Source organism: Colwellia sp. Bg11-28, assembly GCF_002836245.1.
GTDB classification, from domain to species: domain Bacteria; phylum Pseudomonadota; class Gammaproteobacteria; order Enterobacterales; family Alteromonadaceae; genus Colwellia; species Colwellia psychrerythraea_A.
In genome coordinates this window covers 128,480-149,247 of the sequence record NZ_PJBA01000008.1, presented here as the reverse complement: position 1 = coordinate 149,247, position 20,768 = coordinate 128,480, and the positions used below count along the sequence as shown (strand labels likewise).

The 20,768-nt window shown below is 38.2% G+C and carries 18 protein-coding genes and 1 tRNA gene; 12 read left to right on the top strand and 7 right to left on the bottom strand.

Features of this window, described 5'->3' with window-relative positions; genetic code table 11:
• Nucleotides 1–27 precede the first annotated feature (27 nt).
• From CXF79_RS16685 to CXF79_RS16665, 5 genes are all read left to right on the top strand, one after another.
• Nucleotides 28–726 carry a riboflavin synthase gene (locus CXF79_RS16685; RefSeq protein ID WP_101156655.1) on the top strand — a complete coding sequence of 233 codons (699 nt, stop codon included), beginning with the start codon at nt 28–30 and terminating at the stop codon, nt 724–726.
• A gap of 141 nt (nt 727–867) precedes the next feature.
• A complete protein-coding gene (ribB, locus tag CXF79_RS16680; RefSeq protein ID WP_011041582.1) occupies nt 868–1,977 on the top strand; it encodes a 3,4-dihydroxy-2-butanone-4-phosphate synthase in 1,110 nt (369 codons plus the stop codon).
• A gap of 161 nt (nt 1,978–2,138) precedes the next feature.
• Entirely contained in the window at nt 2,139–3,314 is a 1,176-nt protein-coding gene (locus CXF79_RS16675; RefSeq protein WP_101156652.1) for a hypothetical protein, read from the top strand.
• A gap of 13 nt (nt 3,315–3,327) precedes the next feature.
• Nucleotides 3,328–4,077 carry a PepSY domain-containing protein gene (locus tag CXF79_RS16670; protein WP_232769224.1) on the top strand — a complete coding sequence of 250 codons (750 nt, stop codon included), beginning with the start codon at nt 3,328–3,330 and terminating at the stop codon, nt 4,075–4,077.
• Complete coding sequence (locus CXF79_RS16665; protein ID WP_101156647.1) at nt 4,064–4,831, top strand: PepSY domain-containing protein; 768 nt, start codon at nt 4,064–4,066, stop codon at nt 4,829–4,831. The genes CXF79_RS16670 and CXF79_RS16665 overlap by 14 nt, the downstream gene beginning before the upstream one ends.
• Before the next feature lie 144 nt (nt 4,832–4,975).
• Here the strand turns inward: CXF79_RS16665 and CXF79_RS16660 are convergent, their stop codons facing one another.
• The 4 genes from CXF79_RS16660 to pepA form a co-directional block, all read right to left on the bottom strand.
• The gene (locus CXF79_RS16660) at nt 4,976–5,185 is read right to left on the bottom strand and encodes a cold-shock protein (protein WP_011041587.1); all 210 of its coding nucleotides are present in this window, start codon (nt 5,183–5,185) and stop codon (nt 4,976–4,978) included.
• A 474-nt stretch (nt 5,186–5,659) separates the two neighbouring features.
• Nucleotides 5,660–8,530, bottom strand: a complete 2,871-nt coding sequence (locus CXF79_RS16655) for a valine--tRNA ligase (protein WP_101156644.1) — start codon at nt 8,528–8,530, stop codon at nt 5,660–5,662.
• A 182-nt stretch (nt 8,531–8,712) separates the two neighbouring features.
• Nucleotides 8,713–9,186: a DNA polymerase III subunit chi gene (locus CXF79_RS16650; protein ID WP_101156640.1), complete on the bottom strand. Its 474-nt coding sequence runs from the start codon at nt 9,184–9,186 to the stop codon at nt 8,713–8,715.
• 94 nt (nt 9,187–9,280) lie between these two features.
• Nucleotides 9,281–10,786, bottom strand: coding sequence for a leucyl aminopeptidase (pepA, locus tag CXF79_RS16645; RefSeq protein ID WP_011041590.1), 1,506 nt, complete (start codon nt 10,784–10,786; stop codon nt 9,281–9,283).
• A 228-nt stretch (nt 10,787–11,014) separates the two neighbouring features.
• Here pepA and lptF point away from each other — a divergent pair, with 228 nt between their 5' ends.
• From lptF to lptG, 3 genes are read left to right on the top strand one after another with little or no spacing between them, the layout of a single operon-like run.
• Nucleotides 11,015–12,181, top strand: a complete 1,167-nt coding sequence (gene lptF / locus CXF79_RS16640) for an LPS export ABC transporter permease LptF (protein ID WP_011041591.1) — start codon at nt 11,015–11,017, stop codon at nt 12,179–12,181.
• Nucleotides 12,181–12,315 (top strand): hypothetical protein, encoded by a 135-nt coding sequence (locus CXF79_RS23840; RefSeq protein ID WP_269801476.1) that lies wholly within the window; start codon nt 12,181–12,183, stop codon nt 12,313–12,315. Before lptF ends, CXF79_RS23840 begins: the two co-directional genes overlap by 1 nt.
• Nucleotides 12,315–13,382, top strand: a complete 1,068-nt coding sequence (gene lptG / locus CXF79_RS16635) for an LPS export ABC transporter permease LptG (protein WP_101156637.1) — start codon at nt 12,315–12,317, stop codon at nt 13,380–13,382. Before CXF79_RS23840 ends, lptG begins: the two co-directional genes overlap by 1 nt.
• A gap of 128 nt (nt 13,383–13,510) precedes the next feature.
• On the opposite strand, the gene CXF79_RS16630 is transcribed toward lptG, so the two are convergent.
• The 3 genes from CXF79_RS16630 to CXF79_RS16620 form a co-directional block, all read right to left on the bottom strand.
• Complete coding sequence (locus CXF79_RS16630; RefSeq protein ID WP_011041594.1) at nt 13,511–14,011, bottom strand: RDD family protein; 501 nt, start codon at nt 14,009–14,011, stop codon at nt 13,511–13,513.
• Between the two features lie 308 nt (nt 14,012–14,319).
• Nucleotides 14,320–17,403, bottom strand: a complete 3,084-nt coding sequence (locus CXF79_RS16625; protein ID WP_101156634.1) for an efflux RND transporter permease subunit — start codon at nt 17,401–17,403, stop codon at nt 14,320–14,322.
• A gap of 14 nt (nt 17,404–17,417) precedes the next feature.
• Nucleotides 17,418–18,518 carry an efflux RND transporter periplasmic adaptor subunit gene (locus tag CXF79_RS16620; protein ID WP_101156631.1) on the bottom strand — a complete coding sequence of 367 codons (1,101 nt, stop codon included), beginning with the start codon at nt 18,516–18,518 and terminating at the stop codon, nt 17,418–17,420.
• 141 nt (nt 18,519–18,659) lie between these two features.
• On the opposite strand from CXF79_RS16620, the gene CXF79_RS16615 reads away from it, so the two are divergent.
• The 4 genes from CXF79_RS16615 (at nt 18,660) to CXF79_RS16600 (ending at nt 20,697) form a co-directional block, all read left to right on the top strand.
• Nucleotides 18,660–19,280, top strand: coding sequence for a TetR/AcrR family transcriptional regulator (locus CXF79_RS16615; protein WP_011041597.1), 621 nt, complete (start codon nt 18,660–18,662; stop codon nt 19,278–19,280).
• Nucleotides 19,281–19,499: 219 nt separating this feature from the next.
• Nucleotides 19,500–19,584 (top strand) — tRNA-Leu (locus CXF79_RS16610).
• A 101-nt stretch (nt 19,585–19,685) separates the two neighbouring features.
• Entirely contained in the window at nt 19,686–19,964 is a 279-nt protein-coding gene (locus tag CXF79_RS16605; RefSeq protein ID WP_101156629.1) for a peptidylprolyl isomerase, read from the top strand.
• A gap of 439 nt (nt 19,965–20,403) precedes the next feature.
• Nucleotides 20,404–20,697 (top strand): antibiotic biosynthesis monooxygenase family protein, encoded by a 294-nt coding sequence (locus CXF79_RS16600; protein ID WP_011041599.1) that lies wholly within the window; start codon nt 20,404–20,406, stop codon nt 20,695–20,697.
• The last annotated feature ends 71 nt before the right edge of the window (nt 20,698–20,768 follow it).

Genomic DNA, 20,768 nt, shown 5'->3' with positions numbered 1-20,768 from the left:
CACACAAAAAATTAAATAGAGAAGTCTATGTTTACAGGAATTATCGAAGCCGTTGGTACTATATCGGCCATAAATGTTAATGCCCAAGGAGCTCGTTTAGTTATTGCTACCAATAGCTTGGACATGAGTGATGTTAAACTGGGCGACTCCATCGCAACTAACGGTATATGCCTTACGGTTGTTGATTTTAATAATGGCAAAGGTAATGGCAGCTATAGCGCAGATGTTTCTAATGAAACTCTACAGCGAACTGGTTTTGCAGGCTATAAAGTTGGCAGTAAAGTCAATCTAGAAAAAGCGATGTTGGCAAGCACACGTTTTGGTGGCCATATGGTTTCTGGCCATGTAGATGGTGTCAGTGAAATATTAGCTATCAATAATAACGGTAATAGTATTGAATACTGGTTAAGTATGCCAAGTGATTTAGCACACTATATTGCCGAAAAAGGCTCTGTAACTATTGATGGTACAAGTTTAACGGTTAATGCGCTTGCTGAAGATGGCTCAAAAGGTCATTCACAAGGTAGTTTTCGATTAACAATAGTGCCACACACGGTAAAAGAAACCATCTTTGCTGAGTATCAAGTAGGTAGCAAGGTCAACATCGAAGTGGACTTAATTGCGCGGTACTTAGAACGATTATTGACTAAAAGTGGTGGGAATGAGCATGCTCCAGCGTCGAATGTTACCGAATCCATGTTATTAAAAGCAGGCTTTATTAAGTAGCTTGCTTTCGAACAAAAATTAATAAAAATTAGCTAAAAGATTAAGCGGTGAGTACATCTACGTCATGAACTCATAAAAACATATCAAATAAGAACAGTTAAAATAGGCTAACAACATAGCTAGCCATTTAAAGAGGCCGAAATGAATTTAAATACCCCACAAGAAATCATCGCAGACATCGCCTTAGGTAAGATGGTTATTTTAATGGATGATGAAGACAGAGAAAATGAAGGTGACTTCATTATGGCCGCTGAAAAAGTGACTCCTGCTGCTATCAACTTTATGGCAACCCATGGCCGCGGATTGATCTGTATGCCAATGAGCCGTGAAAAGTGTGAGACATTAAAACTGCCATTAATGGTAGATAAAAATGAGGCACAGTTTAGTACTAACTTTACTGTATCAATTGAAGCTGCTACCGGTGTAACTACAGGTATATCTGCTGCTGATCGTGCAACCACTGTTCTTGCTGCTGCAAATAAAGAAGCGACACATCTTAGTATCGTTCAACCAGGTCATATCTTCCCACTAATAGCTAAAGATGGCGGTGTATTAAATCGCGCAGGTCATACTGAAGCGAGTGTTGATTTAGCACGCATGGCAGGTTTTGAATCAGCTGCGGTTATTGTCGAGATTTTAAATGAAGATGGCACGATGGCGCGCCGCTCTGACTTAGAAGTCATTGCACAAAAACACGATATAAAAATGGGCACTATTGCCGATTTAATTGAATTTAGAAATGCTACAGAAACAACCATCGAGCGAGTTTCTCAGTGTAAGCTTCCTACCGCTTTTGGTGAGTTTGATTTAACCGTGTTTAAAGATACCATTGACGGTCAAGCGCACTTTGCTTTAACTAAAGGCGAAATTAAAGCGGATGAACCGACTTTAGTACGTGTACATTTAGAAAATACTTTTAGAGATTTATTATTCAGTCAACGTGAAAGTATTTCGACTTGGCCAATAGCCAATGCGTTAGAAAAAATTGCTAAAGAAGGTGGTGTACTTGTTTTACTCGGTAAGCATGAGTCACCAAATGAGTTAATTAACTTGGTAGAAAAATATGCCAAGATTGATGCGGGTGAAACCGTAAAAGAAACTAATCGTCACATTGGCTCTCGTAATGTTGGAGTTGGCTCACAAATCCTAGCAAACTTAGGTGTGAGTAAAATGCGTTTATTAAGTTCACAAACAAAATATCACTCATTGTCAGGTTTTGGCCTAGAAGTGGTTGAGTATATTGCTGACTAGCATTAACAGTTTAAGTACACAATAAAATGGCGGTATATGTTGTAAACATATACCGCCATTTTTAGTTATGTTCTAGAGAGTCTCTTGCCGCTGAAGTTTACTTCGATATTTTTCATTGGCATTATAGCTTTATATCCTTACTTGTTTATTAAAGGCCCATCATGAAGTTCAACCGTGCATTATTGATTTTTTCTCTTTTTATTAGCTCAACTAGTTTATATTCCAATGCAAAATTACCATTAAATATCGAAGAGCAGCGCGTAATAAAAGCTGAAGAAGCAATGCCAGAAGTAAGTACACATTTTGATTGGTTTGCTTTTAAAAAGAGCTGGCCACAAAAGGATACTTTCATTTTAGCTCAGCAATCGTTATCACTGCTTGGTAATCAATTATGGCAATACAGTAAAGAACAAGCGAAAAATGGTCAGGTTGTTGATGACAGGCCCTTATACTGGACAAGGTTAGCTATTATCTCATTTGTAAAAGCGACGCCAACTCAGTATTCGCAAACTGAATTGGCAGCCTTAGTTGAAACCTTTGAAAATACATCCCGTGGTCGCAATGATTTAACTTACAAGCAAGCTACCGATAAGCGTATTTTGCTAACTGGTTTTGACCCATTCTTGCTTGATAGAAACATTAAACAATCTAATCCTTCAGGTTTAGCTGCGTTACTACTTGATGGTGTGGTTATCGAATACATGCAGAACGGGAAAAAGATAACAGCAGAAATAAATGCTGCCATGATACCGGTACGTTATGCTGATTTTGATCAAGGTGAAGTTGAAAGCTTGTTAGCCCCTTTTTATGCATTAAATAGTGTTGATTTGATTGCGACTCTTTCAATGGGCCGAAGTGACTTTGACTTAGAACATTTCCCAGGGTTAAGGCGCAGTGCTACAGCACCAGATAATGTCAATGTTTATACTGGCGCGAATAAGAACAATCCTTTAATACCTAGCTTACTTGCAGCGCCGCTTAAAGGTGATGAGTTTGTTCTTTTTAGCTTGCCTTATCAAGCGATGATGAAAGCGAAAGGTCGTTACAAAATTAATGATAATCGTGGAGTAACTATACTCGAATCAGGTACCGCAAAAAATATTACCGCCAATAGCTTAACTGAGCTTGTTGATAAGGTTGCTGTGCAAGGTGGTGGGGGAGGTTATTTATCTAATGAGATCTCTTATCGAAGTATTGCTTTGCGGAATAAGTTAGGTTCAACAATCCCTACTGGGCATATTCATACGCCACGTATCAGTGGTTTTGATACGGCTACGAACCAAGCAATTATGTCTCAAATTGAAGCCATGTTAGTACAAGCGTTAGCCGAAATATAAGGTAATACTGGTAGTGTCTTTACATAGGAATAGTAGAAAGTATCATAAATGGTTGATGTTATTTGTGGGTATGCAACTGTTAGTTTGGTCTATTACGGGGGCTTATATGGTGCTAATGGATATTGATTATATTCATGGTGATTCATTAGTTGCCAATAACAAACAAACAATCGCCGTTGATGACGTTCAGTATTCTTTTAGTGAGTTAATTAACGATCATAATAACGCATCAAATGTTGAGTTGGGTTTATTGCTAAATCAAAGCGTTTATCGTTTTAATGATGGCGAACAGAGGGTTATTCTTTCGGCCTTTGATGGTCGACAATTATCGCCCATCAAAGAAACGTTAGCTATTTTGATAGCCAAAGACAACTACACAAATACTCAAGCAGTGGTAACTAATACCCAGCTGATTACCGTTAATCCACCAAGAGAATTAAGTCGTCGCCATTTACCCGTATGGCGAGTTGATTTCGATGATTTTGCTAGTCCTAGTTTTTATATAAGTGCCAACTCTGGTCAACTAGTAACCAAGCGCCATAGTTACTGGCGTATTTTTGATTGGATGTTTGCTTTTCATGTTATGGATTATATTGACGAAGAGGCTGACAATAAGTTACTTCTTGTGTTCACTGTACTCGCTTTTATTGCCAGTATCTTTGGCTTAGTACTGACTTACTTTCGCCTTATACCCCAGCAGAACAAAAGAAACAGTCAAGTTGATAATGATTTGAATAAGGAGATTACAGATGAAAAAGCGTAATACTCTAAAACAGTCACCTATTAAGCTTTCTACCATTAAGAAACTCCATAAATGGCTTTCTCTATTGGTTTTCATTCAGTTATTTATTTGGCTAAGTACGGGACTGTTTTTTAATTTAATGGACCACGATAAAGCACGTGGTAATCAAAATAAGAGAACCATTGCCCTCCAAAAGATTGAACACAAACGTTTAGTAAACCTTGATCTGATCATGAATAAAAATAGTAAAGCTGTAACTGAGGTTGCCTTGATACAGCGATTAGGCAAACCTTACTATTTATTAACTCATGAAGAAGGCTTATACAATCATTTTAAAAGCGATTACAGCCTAGTAGATGCTTACGTTGGAGATGAGCTTATTATCGATGATGATGTTGCAGGTAAGCTGGCTCAAGCAAGCTATAAGGGCAAAGGGGATATAAATAGTGTAGTTAAACTTGAACCACCTATTACTGATATGCTCAAAGAACAAAATAGCGTTTGGCAGGTAAACTTTTCTGATGACTTAGAAACGAGTGTTTATTTAGATGCTAGTTCAGGGCGTTTAGTCGGGCACAGTAATGAGGATAAACGTTTTGTTGATTTCTTCTTTATGCTGCACTTTATGGATTACCCTTTTCTAGGAGAGGGGTCGGTAGGTGGTTTCAATAATGGTCAAATAACCTTCTTTGCCTTATTAACATTAGTCTTTTGTTTAACTGGTTTTATTTGGGTAATTGAATTATTAAGGAAAGGTCGCTACAAGTTTAGTTAGATAGGGGGGAGTTGATAGGAAGTTGCAGTTGTTGGGATGATTTTGATATGAGTATGTTCTTATTTTCTTAAATTGCAGACACAAAAAAACGAAGGAAGAGTTAAACTCATGCTTCGTTTTTTTAGATTAGCTTATAAGTTAAACTTATACAGCTAGTACGTTTTCTGCTTCAGGGCCTTTTTGACCTTGTTTAACAGTAAAAGTAACTGCTTGACCGTCAGCTAGAGTACGGAAACCGTCTCCAGAGATAGCGCTGAAGTGAACAAACACGTCAGGACCATTTTCTTGCTCTATAAAACCGAAACCTTTAGTTTCGTTGAAAAATTTAACTTTACCAGTAACTGTATCAGACATACTAACATTTTCCTGTAATCATAAAATAATATTGTGGCTCTATCCCAAAATGGGTAGAAACCGTTTTCACCCGAGTAAGTGCCCTCTACCAAAAAGTACAGGAAGAGGAAGGAAACAAACCATATTCGACACAATCATTGCTTCAAACAATAGTTTGCATTGTCTAAATCTGCCTGTGTAGAATAATCAATACACTATGTGCATCAGATAGAAAACTACAACAAAAGTCAGTATAAACCTTCATCTGCAACGCAAGAACTCAACGCGAAAGTAGTCTAACATAGTTGTTTTTAATTTGCTTTATAAAAAGTCAGAATAGTTCAAATTTTCTTTGTCTAAATGAGAGTAGCTATCAAAGCCAATGTTAACAGTCACTCAAGGTGGGTTTTGGGGGGGAGACGCGGCGGATTATGATAAAAAATGACGACTATTTAAGGTAGCCGTCATTTTTATTTTTTAGCTTAGTTCTTTAGATCAAAGTGCGGCTATTTGTATTTTTTGTTCAAGTATTTTAGCAAGAGTAGATTCAGCGTCAGCTAACTTTGCTTGTTCTTTTTCAATAACAGCAGCAGGGGCTTTACTAACAAAGTTTTCGTTACCTAACTTACCGCGAACTCTGCCTGCTTCTTTTTCAAGCTTTTCAATGGTCTTATCTAAACGAGCAAGCTCTGCTTCTTTATCGATTAAGCCAGCCATTGGGATTAGCACTGATAAGTCACCTACTACAGCTGAAGCTGAAGCTGGACCTTGTTCATCATCCGCTAATACCGTAATGCTTTCTAATTTTGCTAGCGAACTTAAGAACTGCTCGTTTTCATCCAAACGACGTTGATCATTATCATTTACGTTTTTAAGCAATACAGGCAACTCTTTACTTGGCGAGATGTCCATTTCACCACGAATGTTACGAATAGCAATAATGAATTGTTTAACCCACTCTAAATCGTCAATGGCTTGTTGATCACATTTACTTTCATCAAACTGAGGAAATGCTTGCACCATAATCGAGTCACCATTTTTACTAAAATCACTTAATGGTTGAACTCGTTGCCAAATCGTTTCAGTGATGAATGGCATGATAGGGTGCATCAAGCGTAATAAAGCTTCTAAAACATTCACTAAAGTATGGCGAGTACCACGTTGCTGTGCTTCATTTCCTTTGAACAGGACAGGCTTAGTGAGTTCTAAATACCAATCACAGAACTGATTCCAAGTAAATTCATACAAAGCTTGTGAGGCAAGGTCGAAACGATAAGTATCAAAGGCTTCATGAACCGTTTTTACAGTTTGCTCAAATTGACCTATGATCCAGCGATCGGCAAGTGATAGCTCCATGTCGCCAGCCTTTCCTTCAGGTGATGACTGTCCGCAATCAAATTCTTCAGTATTCATCATTACATAACGGCTAGCATTCCATAACTTATTGGTAAAGTTACGGTAACCCTCAAGACGTTTCATGTCCCAACTAATATCGCGGCCTGTTGTAGCAACAGATGTTAGCGTGAAACGTAAAGCATCAGTACCATGCGCTTCAATACCTTCTGGGTATTCTTTTCTGGTAAGCTTTTCAATTTTCTTGGCAAGCTTTGGCTGCATCATGTTGCCAGTACGTTTTTGCAATAAATCCTCTAAAGAAATACCATCAATCATATCTAAAGGATCAACAACATTACCTTTGGATTTACTCATCTTATCGCCATTTTCATCGCGAATAAGACCAGTCATGTAAATTTTCTTAAATGGTATTTGCGCTTTACCGTTTTCATCTTTGTTAAAGTGCATGGTCATCATGATCATACGGGCAACCCAGAAGAAAATAATATCAAAACCAGTGACTAATACATCAGTAGGGTGGAAGGTTTTTAAATCTTCAGTGTCTTTTGGCCAACCCAAGGTTGAGAACGTCCATAAAGCAGATGAGAACCAAGTATCAAGTACATCATCGTCTTGTCTTAACTTCATATCAGCAGCAATGTCATTGTTTGCGCGTACTTCTTCTTCTGTGCGGCCAACATATACTTTTTCGTTTTCGTCATACCAAGCTGGGATTCTATGTCCCCACCAAAGTTGACGTGAGATACACCAATCTTGAATGTTGTTCATCCAAGAAAAATACATATTTTCATATTGCTTAGGCACAAATTCAATTTGACCATCTTTAACAGCATCAACAGCAGGGCCTGCTAACTTTTCAACACGTACATACCATTGGTCCGTTAATAGTGGCTCAATAATAACGCCAGATCTATCACCGTATGGTGCAACTAAATCATGGTCTTTTACTTCAACTAATAAACCTAACTCGTCAAACTTAGCAACGATAGCTTTACGGGCTACAAAACGATCCATACCAGCGAATTCGCTTGGTAATCCAGTATCGTAAGCGTTACAAACTTCACCTTTAGTATCATAAACTTCAGCGGTTGCTAAAATAGCAGCATCTTTATCTAAGATGTTAATTTGTGGCAATGCGTGACGTTTACCTACTTCATTATCGTTAAAGTCATGGCCAGGTGTGATTTTTACACAACCAGTGCCTTTTTCCATATCGGCATGATCATCACCGACAATTGGAATCAATCGGTTTACTAACGGTAATAATACTTGCTTGCCAATTAGGTCTTTATAGCGAGGATCTTCTGGGTTTACTGCAACCCCTGTATCACCTAACATAGTTTCCGGTCGTGTTGTCGCTACGACTAAATAATCGAGACCTTCTGCTGTTTTAGCACCGTTAGCTAAAGGATAACGCAAGTGCCACATGTGGCCTTTTTTGTCTTTATTTTCAACTTCTAAATCAGAAATAGCGGTGTGAAATTTAGGATCCCAGTTTACCAGGCGTTTACCACGATAAATCAAATCGTCTTCAAATAAGCGTACAAATACTTCTTGTACCGCTTCAGACATACCATCATCCATAGTAAAACGTTCACGACTCCAATCGATAGAGTTACCTAAGCGGCGCATTTGTTTGCCTATGGTGCCGCCAGACTCTTCTTTCCATTCCCAAATTTTATCGATAAAACCTTCACGACCATAGTCATGACGCGTTTTATCTTCTTCAGCCGCAATTTTACGTTCAACTACCATTTGTGTTGCTATACCAGCATGATCGCAACCGGTTTGCCATAAGGTGTTTTTACCTTGCATGCGTTGGTAACGAATAAGCGTATCCATGATGGTTTGCTGAAAAGCATGACCCATATGTAAGCTACCAGTAACATTTGGTGGTGGAATAGCAATACTGTAACTGTCACCTTCACCTGTAGGGCTAAAGTAACCTTGCTCTTCCCAGCTAGTATAAAGGGACTGTTCAATGTCGGTAGGGTTAAAGGTTTTTTCCATCATTTTATCCGGTAATAGGTTTAATAGTTGTTCGTTGTTTTGTTGCAACACTGTTGATCAGTGAAGGCTCAACAAAGTAAAAGTGCAGCAAAGTAAAATGCAACGTTTATTGAATTAGGTTTTTTGTGTTCGTCTTCATTTTTTTGTTTATCTTTGTGAGTGCCCAGTATAGAGATAAATCGCTATTTACTGACTTCCTCTGGCACGGTTACCGCTTGGTTATCAACTTGAAAACCCCATTGTCGGCAAGTTTTAAAGCGTTCTCTCGCTTGTTGTTTAAGTGTTTCATCACTAGGCACAAAATCAACGATAAATTGAAATTGATTGGCAAAGTTAGGCACCGCACTATTAAGGTTAATAAGCACAGGACGACGTCCTTGCGGTGCTTGATAACCTATTTCCACCATAGCGCCTTGTTTTGGACCTTCACCAACGAGGTTATGGGGTACAAAACTGTCGCTATCAAATGCCCAAAGCATCTCATCAATTTGTTCAGCATGTTGCTGGTCTTGTGCATAAATATAGACCCGCTGATTTTGACGATAGAAATGACTGGCTTGCAAACAGGCATGATAAATAGCAGAACGAGTATCTTCTTCTTTCTCGTCTGTTACATCATCCTTAAGTAGATAAAACATTACTTGAGTTTGCATCATTCTTGCCTGATTAAGTTCGCCTAATTTAAATACTTAAGCCCGAGTAGTTCACTACTCGGGCTTATTCTTTTTTCTATCAATATACTCTGGCGATTTATTCGCCTTGTTCTTGACCAGAACGGTTCAGTAAAAACTGCGTTAGCATGCTTACAGGACGACCGGTTGCGCCTTTATTTTTACCGCTGCGCCATGCTGTACCTGCAATGTCTAAATGCGCCCAATTATATTTTTTTGTGAAACGCGATAAGAAACAAGCTGCAGTAATCGTTCCTGCTTCTTTGCCACCTAAATTGGTAAAGTCAGCAAATGGGCTTTCAAGTTGGTCTTGATAGTCATCCCATAACGGCATACGCCATGCTCTGTCACCACTTTGCTCGGAAGCATTTAATAATTCATGGGCAAGTGGATTATGACTACTCAATAGGCCTGTTGCATGTGCGCCTAAAGCAACGACACAAGCACCGGTTAAGGTGGCTACATCAATAACCGCTTCAGGGTTAAAGCGTTCAACATAAGTCAGTGCATCACATAAAACTAAACGGCCTTCAGCATCAGTATTAAGTACTTCAACAGTTTGACCAGACATAGTTGTTAATATATCACCTGGACGATATGCGTTACTGCTTGGCATGTTTTCACAACCAGCTAAAACGCCAATAACATTGATAGGTAAATTAAGTTCGACCAGCGCATGCATAGCTCCTAATACACCTGCAGCACCACCCATGTCATATTTCATTTCATCCATGCCTGCACCAGGTTTTAATGAAATACCACCACTGTCAAAAGTTAAACCTTTGCCCACTAATACTAGTGGCTTTGAATCATCACCGGCGCCGTCATACTTAATGATACTCATTAATGATTCGTTTACTGAACCACGACCAACAGCTAAGTATGAACCCATACCAAGCTCTTCCATTTCTTTTTCGTCAACAATTGTTGTTGTAACCTTGTCATAATCATTTTCAAGAATCTTGGCTTGTTCAGCAAGATATGCAGGATTACAAATGTTTGGCGGCATGTTAGCAACATTTTTACAGGTAGTAATACCTTCAGCAATAGCTAAAGCATGACTAACGGCACGTTCACCAATAGGCAATTCACGGCGAGTTGGTACATTAAAAACAACTTTACGTAAAGGACGACGAGCCTCAGCCTTACGCGTTTTTAAACTATCAAAACTATATAAGCCATCTTGTGCTGCTTCAACCGCTTGGCGAACTTTCCAGTAAATATCACGACCTTTAACATGTAACTCAGATAAGAAGCATACGGCTTCCATAGAACCGGTTTCATTTAAGGTGTTAATTGTTTTGGTAATTATTTGACGATATTGACGTTCATCAAGCTCACGCTCTTTACCGCAACCTACTAATAAAACACGCTCGCTTAAAATATTAGGCACGTGATGTAATAATAACATCTGCCCTGATTTACCTTCTAAATCGCCTTTACGTAAAAGGTTGCTTATGTAGCCTTCGCTGATTTCATCAAGCTGTTCGGCTGTACCGCTAAGTCTGCGAGGTTCAAAAACACCTACCACAATACAAGCGCTACGTTGTTTTTCTGGACTGCCGCTTTTTACACTGAACTCCATGACTTTTCCTTTTACAATTTAATAAGGTGTTTATTTAGCATAACTTGCTAAAATAAGTAAAAAATAGCACTCTTGACTATTCAATTGATATTGCTAAGGGCTATAATTATAGTCGCACTCAACAATATTCGTTAGTTACTGACTATATAGTTTACTTATGAAAACGACAAGTTTACTCAATATTTGCCAATATGTCAGAAAAAAACTAAGTTTTTACGGGATCTTTTTGTGATCATTTTTCGTTATTTATTAAAAGAAGTCGCCAAAACACAATTAGCAGTGTTTTTTGTGTTAATGACTATTTTTATCAGTCAAAAATTTGTCCGTGTGCTCGGTGATGCTTCAGAAGGAAGTATACCTGGGCAATTGGTAATGACTTTTATTGCCTTGAAAATACCAGACCTTGCCGGGTTTATTTTACCCCTTAGCTTGTTCTTAGGCGTTTTACTCGCTTATGGGCGTATTTATGCAGACAGTGAAATGACCGTCTTGCATGCGTGTGGTGTTAGTGAATGGTATGTGGTGCGAGTAACGTTAGTGCTCGCTGTTATTACCGCTATTTTTACCGGAATTTTTACGCTATACCTAGCGCCGTTAGCCTCAGAATATCAATATAAAGTTAAAGAGGAGCTTGCAGCCGATTCTGGTCTAAGTGCACTGGTTTCCGGACGTTTCCAACAAACGGGAAATCAAGATGCGGTGGTTTTTATTCATGATAAAGACCGTGAAACTAATAGTTTTAATAAAGTCTTTGTTGCTCAGTTACCTAAAGGTGACAATGTTGATGCCAGCATTATTAACTCAAGTTTAGTATACGCAAAAACAGGTAAGGTTTTTGAAGATGATACTGGCTCTCAGCAGTTAGTGTTGGGTGATGGCATTCGTTATCACAGAGATATCGAATCTAAAGAATTCCAATCGGTGGCATTTAATAAATATTATATTCAAATAAAAGATCAAGAAGTTGAACATCAACACCGTAAGCTAAGTGCGATATCCACGCTCGAGTTGTATAACAATATGCCTCCAGAGTTAGAATCCGCCTACCGCGCGACTATTCAATGGCGAATCGCTTTTCCTTTAGCCTGTATTATTCTCATTTTTATTGCCGTGCCGTTAAGTGTGGTCAATCCAAGGCAGGGTAAATTTGCCAAAATGCTGCCGGCCTTGATGTTATTTTTAGGGTATTTATTATTATTAACTTCAATGCGCTCAGCTATTGAAAAGAACGCCATTCCAAGTGTTGTTGGCTTGTGGCCCATACACATCAGTGCGTTGTTTATTGGGATGATGTTATTAATGAAAGAACGAAGTAGTGGGCGAATTATCAAAGCAAAATTACCGAGCTTTAAACGCAAATCAATTAAAAAAATGACTGAAGGGAAAGAAAGTTAATGCGCATTATTGATTTTTACATTGGTCGCTTTATTCATCATAGTGCCTCTACTACTTTTATTACCTTGGCTGTTTTTTTCGGTATCTGTGTGAGTGGTGTGGTGAGATTTCTTGAACAAGTTAAGGGTGATTAATGCGCATTATTGATTTTTATATTGGTCGTGTCATTGCCTCTACTACTTTTATTACCTTGGCTGTTTTTGTCAGCGTGAGTGGCATCATTAAATTTGTTGAGCAAATGCGCGCTATAGGTCGAGGAAATTATGATCTAGCCCATGCCGCATTATATGTGCTTTATGCGGTGCCTCGCGATGTGGAAGTATTTTTCCCGATGTCGGCACTCATCGGCGGCTTAATTGGTATCGGTATGTTAGCGAGTAATAGTGAACTTATTGTAATGCAAGCCGCGGGTTTGTCGCGATTAGATATTATTAAGTCAGTGATGAAAACGGCTGTTTTATTGATTATTGTTAGCATGGCCATTGGTGAATGGTTGGCACCCAGTGGCGAGGCGAAAGCGCGTGAAATACGTGCTCAAGCAATTTCAGGTGGTAGTCTAATTGCCGCTAAAAATGGTGTCTGGGCTAAAGATGGTGATTACTTTGTTAATATTGGTGAAGTGCTGGACAGAGGTCAATTAAAGAAAGTACAAATTTATGGCTTCAATGATGAGTTAAAAATTGATAGTTGGCTTTCAGCTAAAAGTGCCATTTATCAAGATAAAAGCTGGTTATTGACTGATGTTGAAGAATTTTCATTAACTGAAAATGAAATTATTACCAAAAGCCATAGTCAAAAAATTTGGAACTCCTCGCTAACACCGAAAAAGCTTGGCGTAGTAACTGTTACCCCTGAGTCGCTTTCTTTAAGGGGCTTGATTGATTACTTAGATTATTTAGAGGCGAATGAACAAGATCCAAGTCGCTATAAGTTAGCTTTTTGGCGAAAAATAATGCAGCCATTAACGGTTGCGGTAATGCTGTTAGTGGCACTTTCTTTTATTTTTGGACCTTTACGCTCAGTTTCTATGGGGGCGCGCATAATGATGGGCGTCTTTACCGGAATTTTATTCTTTATTAGTAATGAAGTCTTAGGGTCGTTAAGTTTGGTCTATCAGTTACCACCAATACTGGGGGCTATGATGCCTAGTCTGTTCTTTGTTGGTATTGCTTGGTACTTTATTGGTAAGAAAACCGCTTAGTTTCTGCTAGTTTTTCAAAACTCTTTAAGACTAGCAAAAACATTAAATAGCGTTTGCTGTTAATAGCACTATTCTCTAGAGGAATATCGCTATTAACGGGGGCACATACTTTGTTAATAAAGTAGCGCTTATAAGCGGCCTCTATTTGCTTCCAGTGATAATACCACGACTTCAGTATTGGTAACTCTATCTTGTAAACTGAGTTTATTTTTTCTATCAACAATCACCCAAAGATTACCCAAGCCTAATAACGTTGGCAGTAACCGTTTAATTGCCGTTGTTTTGCTAAGCAGTGAACCATCACGGTTTTGTAAACGTAAACGCCATGCTCTCATACCCAATGTTTGGCCTTTTTTAGACCAAAAGTATATGAAAAATAGACAAACCCAAGCAACACACCAAAAATTAAAGGCAACTTTATAAGCAAGATGAGTAGCATTCCAGTCAATACCAAAGCCACTTCTGGCAATTGAGATTAACCCCATTGCATCTAAAGCAACAAAAAGCGCTACGCATACGTAGCCTGAAAGCATAAATATAGCGATGATAATTAATAGATCATAAATCCATGAGCCAAAACGTCTTCTAAAGCCAGCTCGAGGAAAATTTGCAAGGGTAGTATCAGTCATTTAATGTTCTTTATGTTGGTAACAGTAAGTAGAGGCTGTAAAAATAATTTGGCAGTTTAACAAAATTTACCTTAATTGAATATCCTTGTTAACCCGAGCAAACCATGCTCTTCGTTGTATCTCTTTTTAAGGGAACAATCCTTAATAAAAAGATGAGCCTTGATCATTCATTACACAGGTATCCTGAAACTCAGATTTTGAAGTTTCATGGGTATAAACATAACTAAAAAGCCAATGTCCTCGTCCGAGAAAATTGGCTTTTTTGTGGCATATGTAAAATAAGCTGAGGGCTAGCTTATTAGGCTAATTTATACCGACTCTACTTGAACATCAGTGATTTTATAAAAACCACAATACAATGCTGGCACCACCGCTAAAGTTAAAATGGTACCAATACCGAGACCAAAAGCTATCACGTTTGCCATACCGTAAAACAACGGATCTTTACCAATAATTAAGGGTAATAATCCCATCACGGTAGTAATAGTGGTCATAGCTATTGGACGTAACCGCGTTAAACAGGCATCTACCACGGCTTGATAGTCAGACTTTCCTGATGCAGTTTCAATTTTAATGCGGTCAATCAGTACAATCGCATTATTAATGATAATACCCGCTAGACTATATAGTCCTAAGGTAACCATAAAGCCAAAAGGAGCTTGCATCAAAAATAGGCCTAATACAGCACCTATAAATGACAGAGGGATAGTTAAGGTGATCACCGCTGCTTGTCTAAAAGAATTAAACTGCGCCACTAATAATATTAATATTAATCCTAATACTATCGGCATGCTTGCACCTAGCGCTTTTTGAGCGGCACGAGACTCTTTAATCACACCATCATATTCAATGTTATGGTTTATCGGTAAATCAACCGCTAAAGCTTGAATCTTTGCATCAATAATTAACTTAAGATCTTCTGCGGCAACATCGGTGTTTCTCGCTTGAATGCTGATGGTACGAAAAAGATCCTCATGGTGAATAATAGAAAATTGATTATAGGGTGCTAAGTTCGCTACTTGGAACAAGGGCACCGTTTTCCCTGTTTTATTGGAATAAATATTTAGCGTTCTAAGTCTATCTAAACTTTGTCGTTCTGCTTGCTCTGCACGCAGCACAACAGGGATAATATTATCACCTTCTCGAAACTCAGTAATTTTAGAACCGGAGAAATAGGCATCGAGTGCCTGAGCTATTTCTTCAGAAGTAAGGCCTGAACGTTTGGCTCTATGCTGGTCTATTTGCACGTCAATTTTAGTGATCAGGTTTTCCCAATCAGTACGTATATCAATAGTATTGGGAACATCGTGTAAAACAGCCATTATCTGTTGTGCTTTTTTATAGATAACTTCTTTATCTGGTCCTTTTACTTGAATTTTAATGGTACTTGAATCGGAAGGCCCTAAAAACATTTTTTTAACGCGGGCTGACACGTTAGGAAAATCATGTTCTATTTGCTCATCAAGTGTTAATACCGTTGCACTGATATCAGTATCATCTTTAACGTTTAATACCATGAAACCCTTATTCTGGGCTGGGTCTTCAGGGTTAAGCGACATTACAAATCTTGGGCCGCTAAAGCCGACATAAGCCGAGTAACTCTCGATAAAATCAAAACGTGTTTCATCTTTCAACCAAGTGAAAATATCTTTCATCTGACGGTTGGTTTCTGTGGATGAAGTGCCATTAGGTAAATCAATATTTACTAGTATTTGAGTACGATCTGAATCAGGAAAAAATTGTTTGGCGACAAATTTCATTGAAAGTATTGAACCAATGAACAGCGCTAACATTGCGGTCATAAATAAGGCTTTATGCTTAAGTAACCAATGCAAGAATGTTTCATAGTATAGGTAAAACTTACCTGGCTCTTCACGGGTAGACTCGTTATTTTCACCTTTAGTTTTTTTATTTTCCGGTAGGGTAATAAAGAAATAACACAGTAGTGGGGTAACGCATAAAGCCAATATCCAACTGGTGAGTAAAGTAATTAGAATAACCAGTGAGATAGAGCGGGTATACTCTCCAGCAACATGTTCAGCCAACATAAGTGGTAAGAAAAATAAAACCGTTGTCACTGATGAACTCAGTAAAGGAATCGCTAACTCTTTGCTACCTTGCAACATGGCGTTATATCGATCTACGCCATCTTCTAAGCGACGCTTGAAATCTTCAGCGATAACAATGCCATTATCGACTAATAAACCGAGCGAGATAATAAGAGTGGCTAAACTCATTCGTTCGAGTTTCATGTCACTAAATTGCATTATGCTTAATGTGGTTAGCATAACAAAAGGCACAATGGCGCCAACAATCAAGCCTGTACGTAAACCTAAAAATAGAATCACAACCACTAATACAATAGCCAAGGTTTGCAGTACATTAACAGAGACACCATTAATGGTTTTTGCCACTTGGTCGGCCTGATAAGTGGCAATTTCAAGATTATAACCAATAGGTAAACTTGATTCGATTTCATTGATTTTGTTTAATACACGTGGGGCATACTCCAAAAGATTATTTTCTGGCAACATCGAAATTGCAAAAAATATCGCCGATTGACCATTTAAATAAGCGGTTTTATCGGGTGGATCGATAAAATCACGGCGTAGAGTCACGACATCTTTTAATGCGATAAAATCTTCAGTATTAGGAATGCTGATATAGGTATCACCAATCTCAACTAAGCTATTGAAATTACCTGACGGCTCAACGATAAAACTGATGGCACCCGTGTTTACTTCACCGCCAGAACGGACAATATTTTGCTTTTGTAATTCATTGATAAGTGATTGCGGTGAAATACCTAACTGAGCAAGTTTGGCATTTGAAGCTTCTAAAAATATACGCTCTTCTTGGCGACCTAATATTTCAATTTTTTTAGTACCCTCGACGCCATATAAGGTATCGCGAATATGTTGTGCAATATCATACATCTCACCCAGATCAAACCCATCAGCGGTTAGTGCTAAGGTAACAACAGATACATCACCAAACTCATCATTAACAAAAGGAGTATGGGTGCCAGAGGGCATTTTATTATGTGCTGCAGTCACTTTATTGCGCAGGTTCTGCCAAATATCATCAAGATTAAAATAGCGGTCGTAAATTTTAACGTGAATAATAGATATGCCAGTGGCTGAGCTAGATTTTATCTCTTTTACTTGCGGTATTTTTCGTATTTCTTCTTCTAATTTTTTAGTGATTAACTGCTCAATTCTATCGGGCGCCATACCAGGAAAAGAAGTACTAACAATCGCTTCACGAATGGTAATCGTTGGATCTTCTTGCGCGGGCAAAGTGAAGTAAGCGAACAGGCCATTAATCAGTAACACAGTAATAATCAAAAACACGCTTTTTCGGTAGGTAAAAGCTACTTGGGTAATGTTCATCAATTTTCCTAAACTTAATTAAAACGCTGAACGTTATTATCAGTCAAACTGACCTGTTGGCCATCGCGCAAAAAGGCAACACCCGCTATCGCAATAATATCGCCTTGTTTTAAACCTGATGAAATGAACACTTCATTTTTGAAAATGTTTTCTGTCTGCACTTGGGTTTTAATCACTTGTTGGCTGTCAGGGTTATAAACAAAAACATAAGCCTTTTGTTCTAACCCTGCACTTAGCGCAGTTGCCGGGATACGAAATACATCACCTGTATGACCTGTTCTTCCTGTTCCAGAAAAAGAAAAGTCCACCTCAGCCGTCATACCTGCACGCAGTAAAGGATTATCACCCTCGAGTACTGCTGTAACAGGGAAGGCATTCGCATATTCAGCACGAGTACCAATTTCGGTAATTTGACCTTGCATCGTTAATTCAGGTAATACAGGAAAATGTATAGGGAGAATAGAAAGCTGTCTTAATTCACGAATGAGTGTTTCTGGTACCATGACATGAACTTCAAGGCCATGTTTACCTTCAATTTCAAAAAGGGATTGTCCTGCGGATATTTGCTGTGAAGGTTCATATAAACGTTTGGTGATAATACCGTCATAAGGGGCTAATAAAATACTGTCTTGCAAATTTTTACTAGCTATATCCAATTGTGCTTGTGCTACATCAGCAGCACTTTTACTAGCGTCATAAGTGGCCTTAGCATTATCAAAGCCTGATTGTGACACTACGCCTTGTTTAAGTAATTGTTCGTATCGTCTATGGCTATTTCTGGCATCAATTAATGTTGCTTTGGCTTGTTGGTATTGCGCTTGTGCAGACTGAAGCCCCAAGTTAAAGTTACGTTGATTTAAGCGCGCTAGCTCTTGACCTTTAACAACTTCATTACCAAGATTCACCTCAATGGTTTGAATTTTTCCTTGAACTTCAAAGCTCAATTTAGTTGCTTCAACAGGAGCAACAATACCAGACAATGTACGGATTTGTTCAAACGGAGATATTTTTACTTTGGTCCACATGATGGGACGTATTGGTTTAGTAATTTCTTTAGCTGGTTCATTACATCCAACGAGTATCAGAGCAATAAATATAAATAAGAGCGCGCGCATACGTGTTCCTTCAGTGCAGGGATGTCCCTGTGAGTAAAGTTCATTTTTGCTGAACTGTACAATTGGTACTAGTCAGTACCGTATATTTTGGTACTATGTAGTACCAAAGTCAACAATATAGTTACAATTACGGACAATCACATGGTTAAAGACAGCACTGTAGACATAAAAAAACTCAGCCCAAGGGGTCTATTGATTTTAGATGCAGCACAAAACCTTTTTTATAATCTAGGTTTTGATGAAACGTCTTTAGCAATGATTATTAAGGACGCTGGCGGTTCAAGACGTTCTATCTACAATGAATTTGGAAATAAGCACGGATTGTTGATGGCCGTTATTCAACGGCAAGTAAAAACACAATCTGAAATTTTAACGTCGATAAATCGTGACCTCGAAGCAAAGGAAGCGCTCAATCAAGTATGTTTCAAGTTTGTAGTAGGCATGTTGTCACCAGAATTAATGTCACTATTTCGTTTAGTCGTTCAGCAAGTAGTGAAGTTTCCTGAGCTGGGTGAAATGATATATAAAAATGGTCCAATGACCGGCATATTGCCTTTAGTTGATTATTTAACCTGGTTGACTGAGCAAAAAATATTGAAAATTGACAACTGCCATTTTAGTGCGCAAATGTTAATGGAAATGGCTAAAGGGCCGCTCCATACCCGCAGTTTACTATTGCCCGATAAACAAGTGAGTGATGAAGAAATCACTTATCAAGTGACTAAGGCGGTTGATCTCTTTTTACATGCCCACAAAATGTAAGATGATTGCACAAATAAACGACACTTGATGCCTAAGTGTCGTGAAGGCATGAAAAACTTGTTGCTTACTGGAATAAGTTTCGTATAATGCCCCCATCTTTAGCTTGTAGCTAAAGTTATGAAGAAAATTAGATATACCAAAAGAAAAAAGTTTGTAAAGAATTTAGTTTCAAATGAAAACTAAATTCTTTGCAAATTGCAAAAGTAGGGTAATACCTATGCCAGCGTGATGAAATTGGTATACATGGGGGATTCAAAATCCCCTGTCGCAAGACGTGTCGGTTCGAGTCCGACCGCTGGTACCACCATTATAAAGCCCTGATTCGAAAGAATCGGGGCTTTTTTATGTGCAAAAGATAATAGTATAATAAATGAGTCATCAAGCGGTATTAAAAAGGTTTTTATCATGGCAGCTACAGCGTACGCACTTCACATATTGGTTAAGCACAAGGAAATTGCAGAAGATATTATTGAGCAGTTAGGTAAAGGGGCCAAGTTTCAAACCTTAGCTAAAAAATATTCGTCATGTCCGTCTGGTAAAAAGGGCGGTGATTTAGGCGAGTTTAAACGAGGTCAAATGGTACCTCAGTTTGATAAAATAGCATTTAAAGGCGCACTATTAGAGCCTCATCTCGTTAAAACTAAATTTGGTTGGCATGTAATTAAAGTGCTTTATAGGACCTAATTTACAACGAGTTTTTTGGAATGTTCGTTTTTTAAAAGTTCCCTATATTGTGTCTGGATATATTATGGGTAGATATGCATCTACTATCGTCTATATAGCCACAATATCCATCTCTATTATATTTGAGCCAATCAACAGCTTTCCCCTCGCGTAATTTTTAAAAAATAGTTCAAGATAAAAATAATTTACTAAACCACATTCACCATCAATTAATTATTTTTTGATGGTTTGAACAATTGTTCTACTTCGCTAAACTTTGGTTTCAACCTAAAGCACCTATCCTTCTTTAAGCTAAAATAAATGAACAACTGAAAAATTAACTAATATTACCTATTTCTCTGCTTTACAATGAATCCTAAAATGCGTTATATCTATGTTGTGAGCATTGAAAAACGTGATGTGTAAGTTAAATATTTAATTATTAGGTAACTGAATAGAAATGATAAAAGTAATTATTGAGCGTGTGCTCGCAGAAGATATGGAAACAACCTACGATAATGAAATTCGCAAAACCTTAGCAGCAATAATGGCAGCAAAAGGTTATATTTCTGGTGCGTCATACACCAATGTTGATAACCCTAATATCAGAACGATTATCACCGACTGGGATAATGTTGGTTGCTGGAATCGTTGGTATAAATCACAAACCCGTCAAGAAGTTAATAAGACAATTCATTTAATGCTCAAGCAAGATGAAAAAATTAAAGTATTAATGTCCCAATCATTGTCATAGCGGCAGTGTCTAGAAATAAAGGGGTCAGAGCTACTTTGAATTTGTTGTTTACCTATCTATTTCACTCTTAC

Coding starts and splice junctions, on each gene's coding strand:
- ribB (WP_011041582.1), top strand. CDS start 868: ATGAATTTAAATACCCCACAAGAAATCATCGCAGACATCGCCTTAGGT.
- CXF79_RS16665 (WP_101156647.1), top strand. CDS start 4,064: ATGAAAAAGCGTAATACTCTAAAACAGTCACCTATTAAGCTTTCTACC.
- CXF79_RS23840 (WP_269801476.1), top strand. CDS start 12,181: ATGCGCATTATTGATTTTTACATTGGTCGCTTTATTCATCATAGTGCC.
- CXF79_RS16620 (WP_101156631.1), bottom strand. CDS start 18,518: ATGCGCGCGCTCTTATTTATATTTATTGCTCTGATACTCGTTGGATGT.
- CXF79_RS16675 (WP_101156652.1), top strand. CDS start 2,139: ATGAAGTTCAACCGTGCATTATTGATTTTTTCTCTTTTTATTAGCTCA.
- CXF79_RS16615 (WP_011041597.1), top strand. CDS start 18,660: ATGGTTAAAGACAGCACTGTAGACATAAAAAAACTCAGCCCAAGGGGT.
- CXF79_RS16650 (WP_101156640.1), bottom strand. CDS start 9,186: ATGATGCAAACTCAAGTAATGTTTTATCTACTTAAGGATGATGTAACA.
- CXF79_RS16630 (WP_011041594.1), bottom strand. CDS start 14,011: ATGACTGATACTACCCTTGCAAATTTTCCTCGAGCTGGCTTTAGAAGA.
- CXF79_RS16655 (WP_101156644.1), bottom strand. CDS start 8,530: ATGGAAAAAACCTTTAACCCTACCGACATTGAACAGTCCCTTTATACT.
- CXF79_RS16625 (WP_101156634.1), bottom strand. CDS start 17,403: ATGAACATTACCCAAGTAGCTTTTACCTACCGAAAAAGCGTGTTTTTG.
- CXF79_RS16605 (WP_101156629.1), top strand. CDS start 19,686: ATGGCAGCTACAGCGTACGCACTTCACATATTGGTTAAGCACAAGGAA.
- CXF79_RS16685 (WP_101156655.1), top strand. CDS start 28: ATGTTTACAGGAATTATCGAAGCCGTTGGTACTATATCGGCCATAAAT.
- pepA (WP_011041590.1), bottom strand. CDS start 10,786: ATGGAGTTCAGTGTAAAAAGCGGCAGTCCAGAAAAACAACGTAGCGCT.
- CXF79_RS16600 (WP_011041599.1), top strand. CDS start 20,404: ATGATAAAAGTAATTATTGAGCGTGTGCTCGCAGAAGATATGGAAACA.
- lptG (WP_101156637.1), top strand. CDS start 12,315: ATGCGCATTATTGATTTTTATATTGGTCGTGTCATTGCCTCTACTACT.
- CXF79_RS16660 (WP_011041587.1), bottom strand. CDS start 5,185: ATGTCTGATACAGTTACTGGTAAAGTTAAATTTTTCAACGAAACTAAA.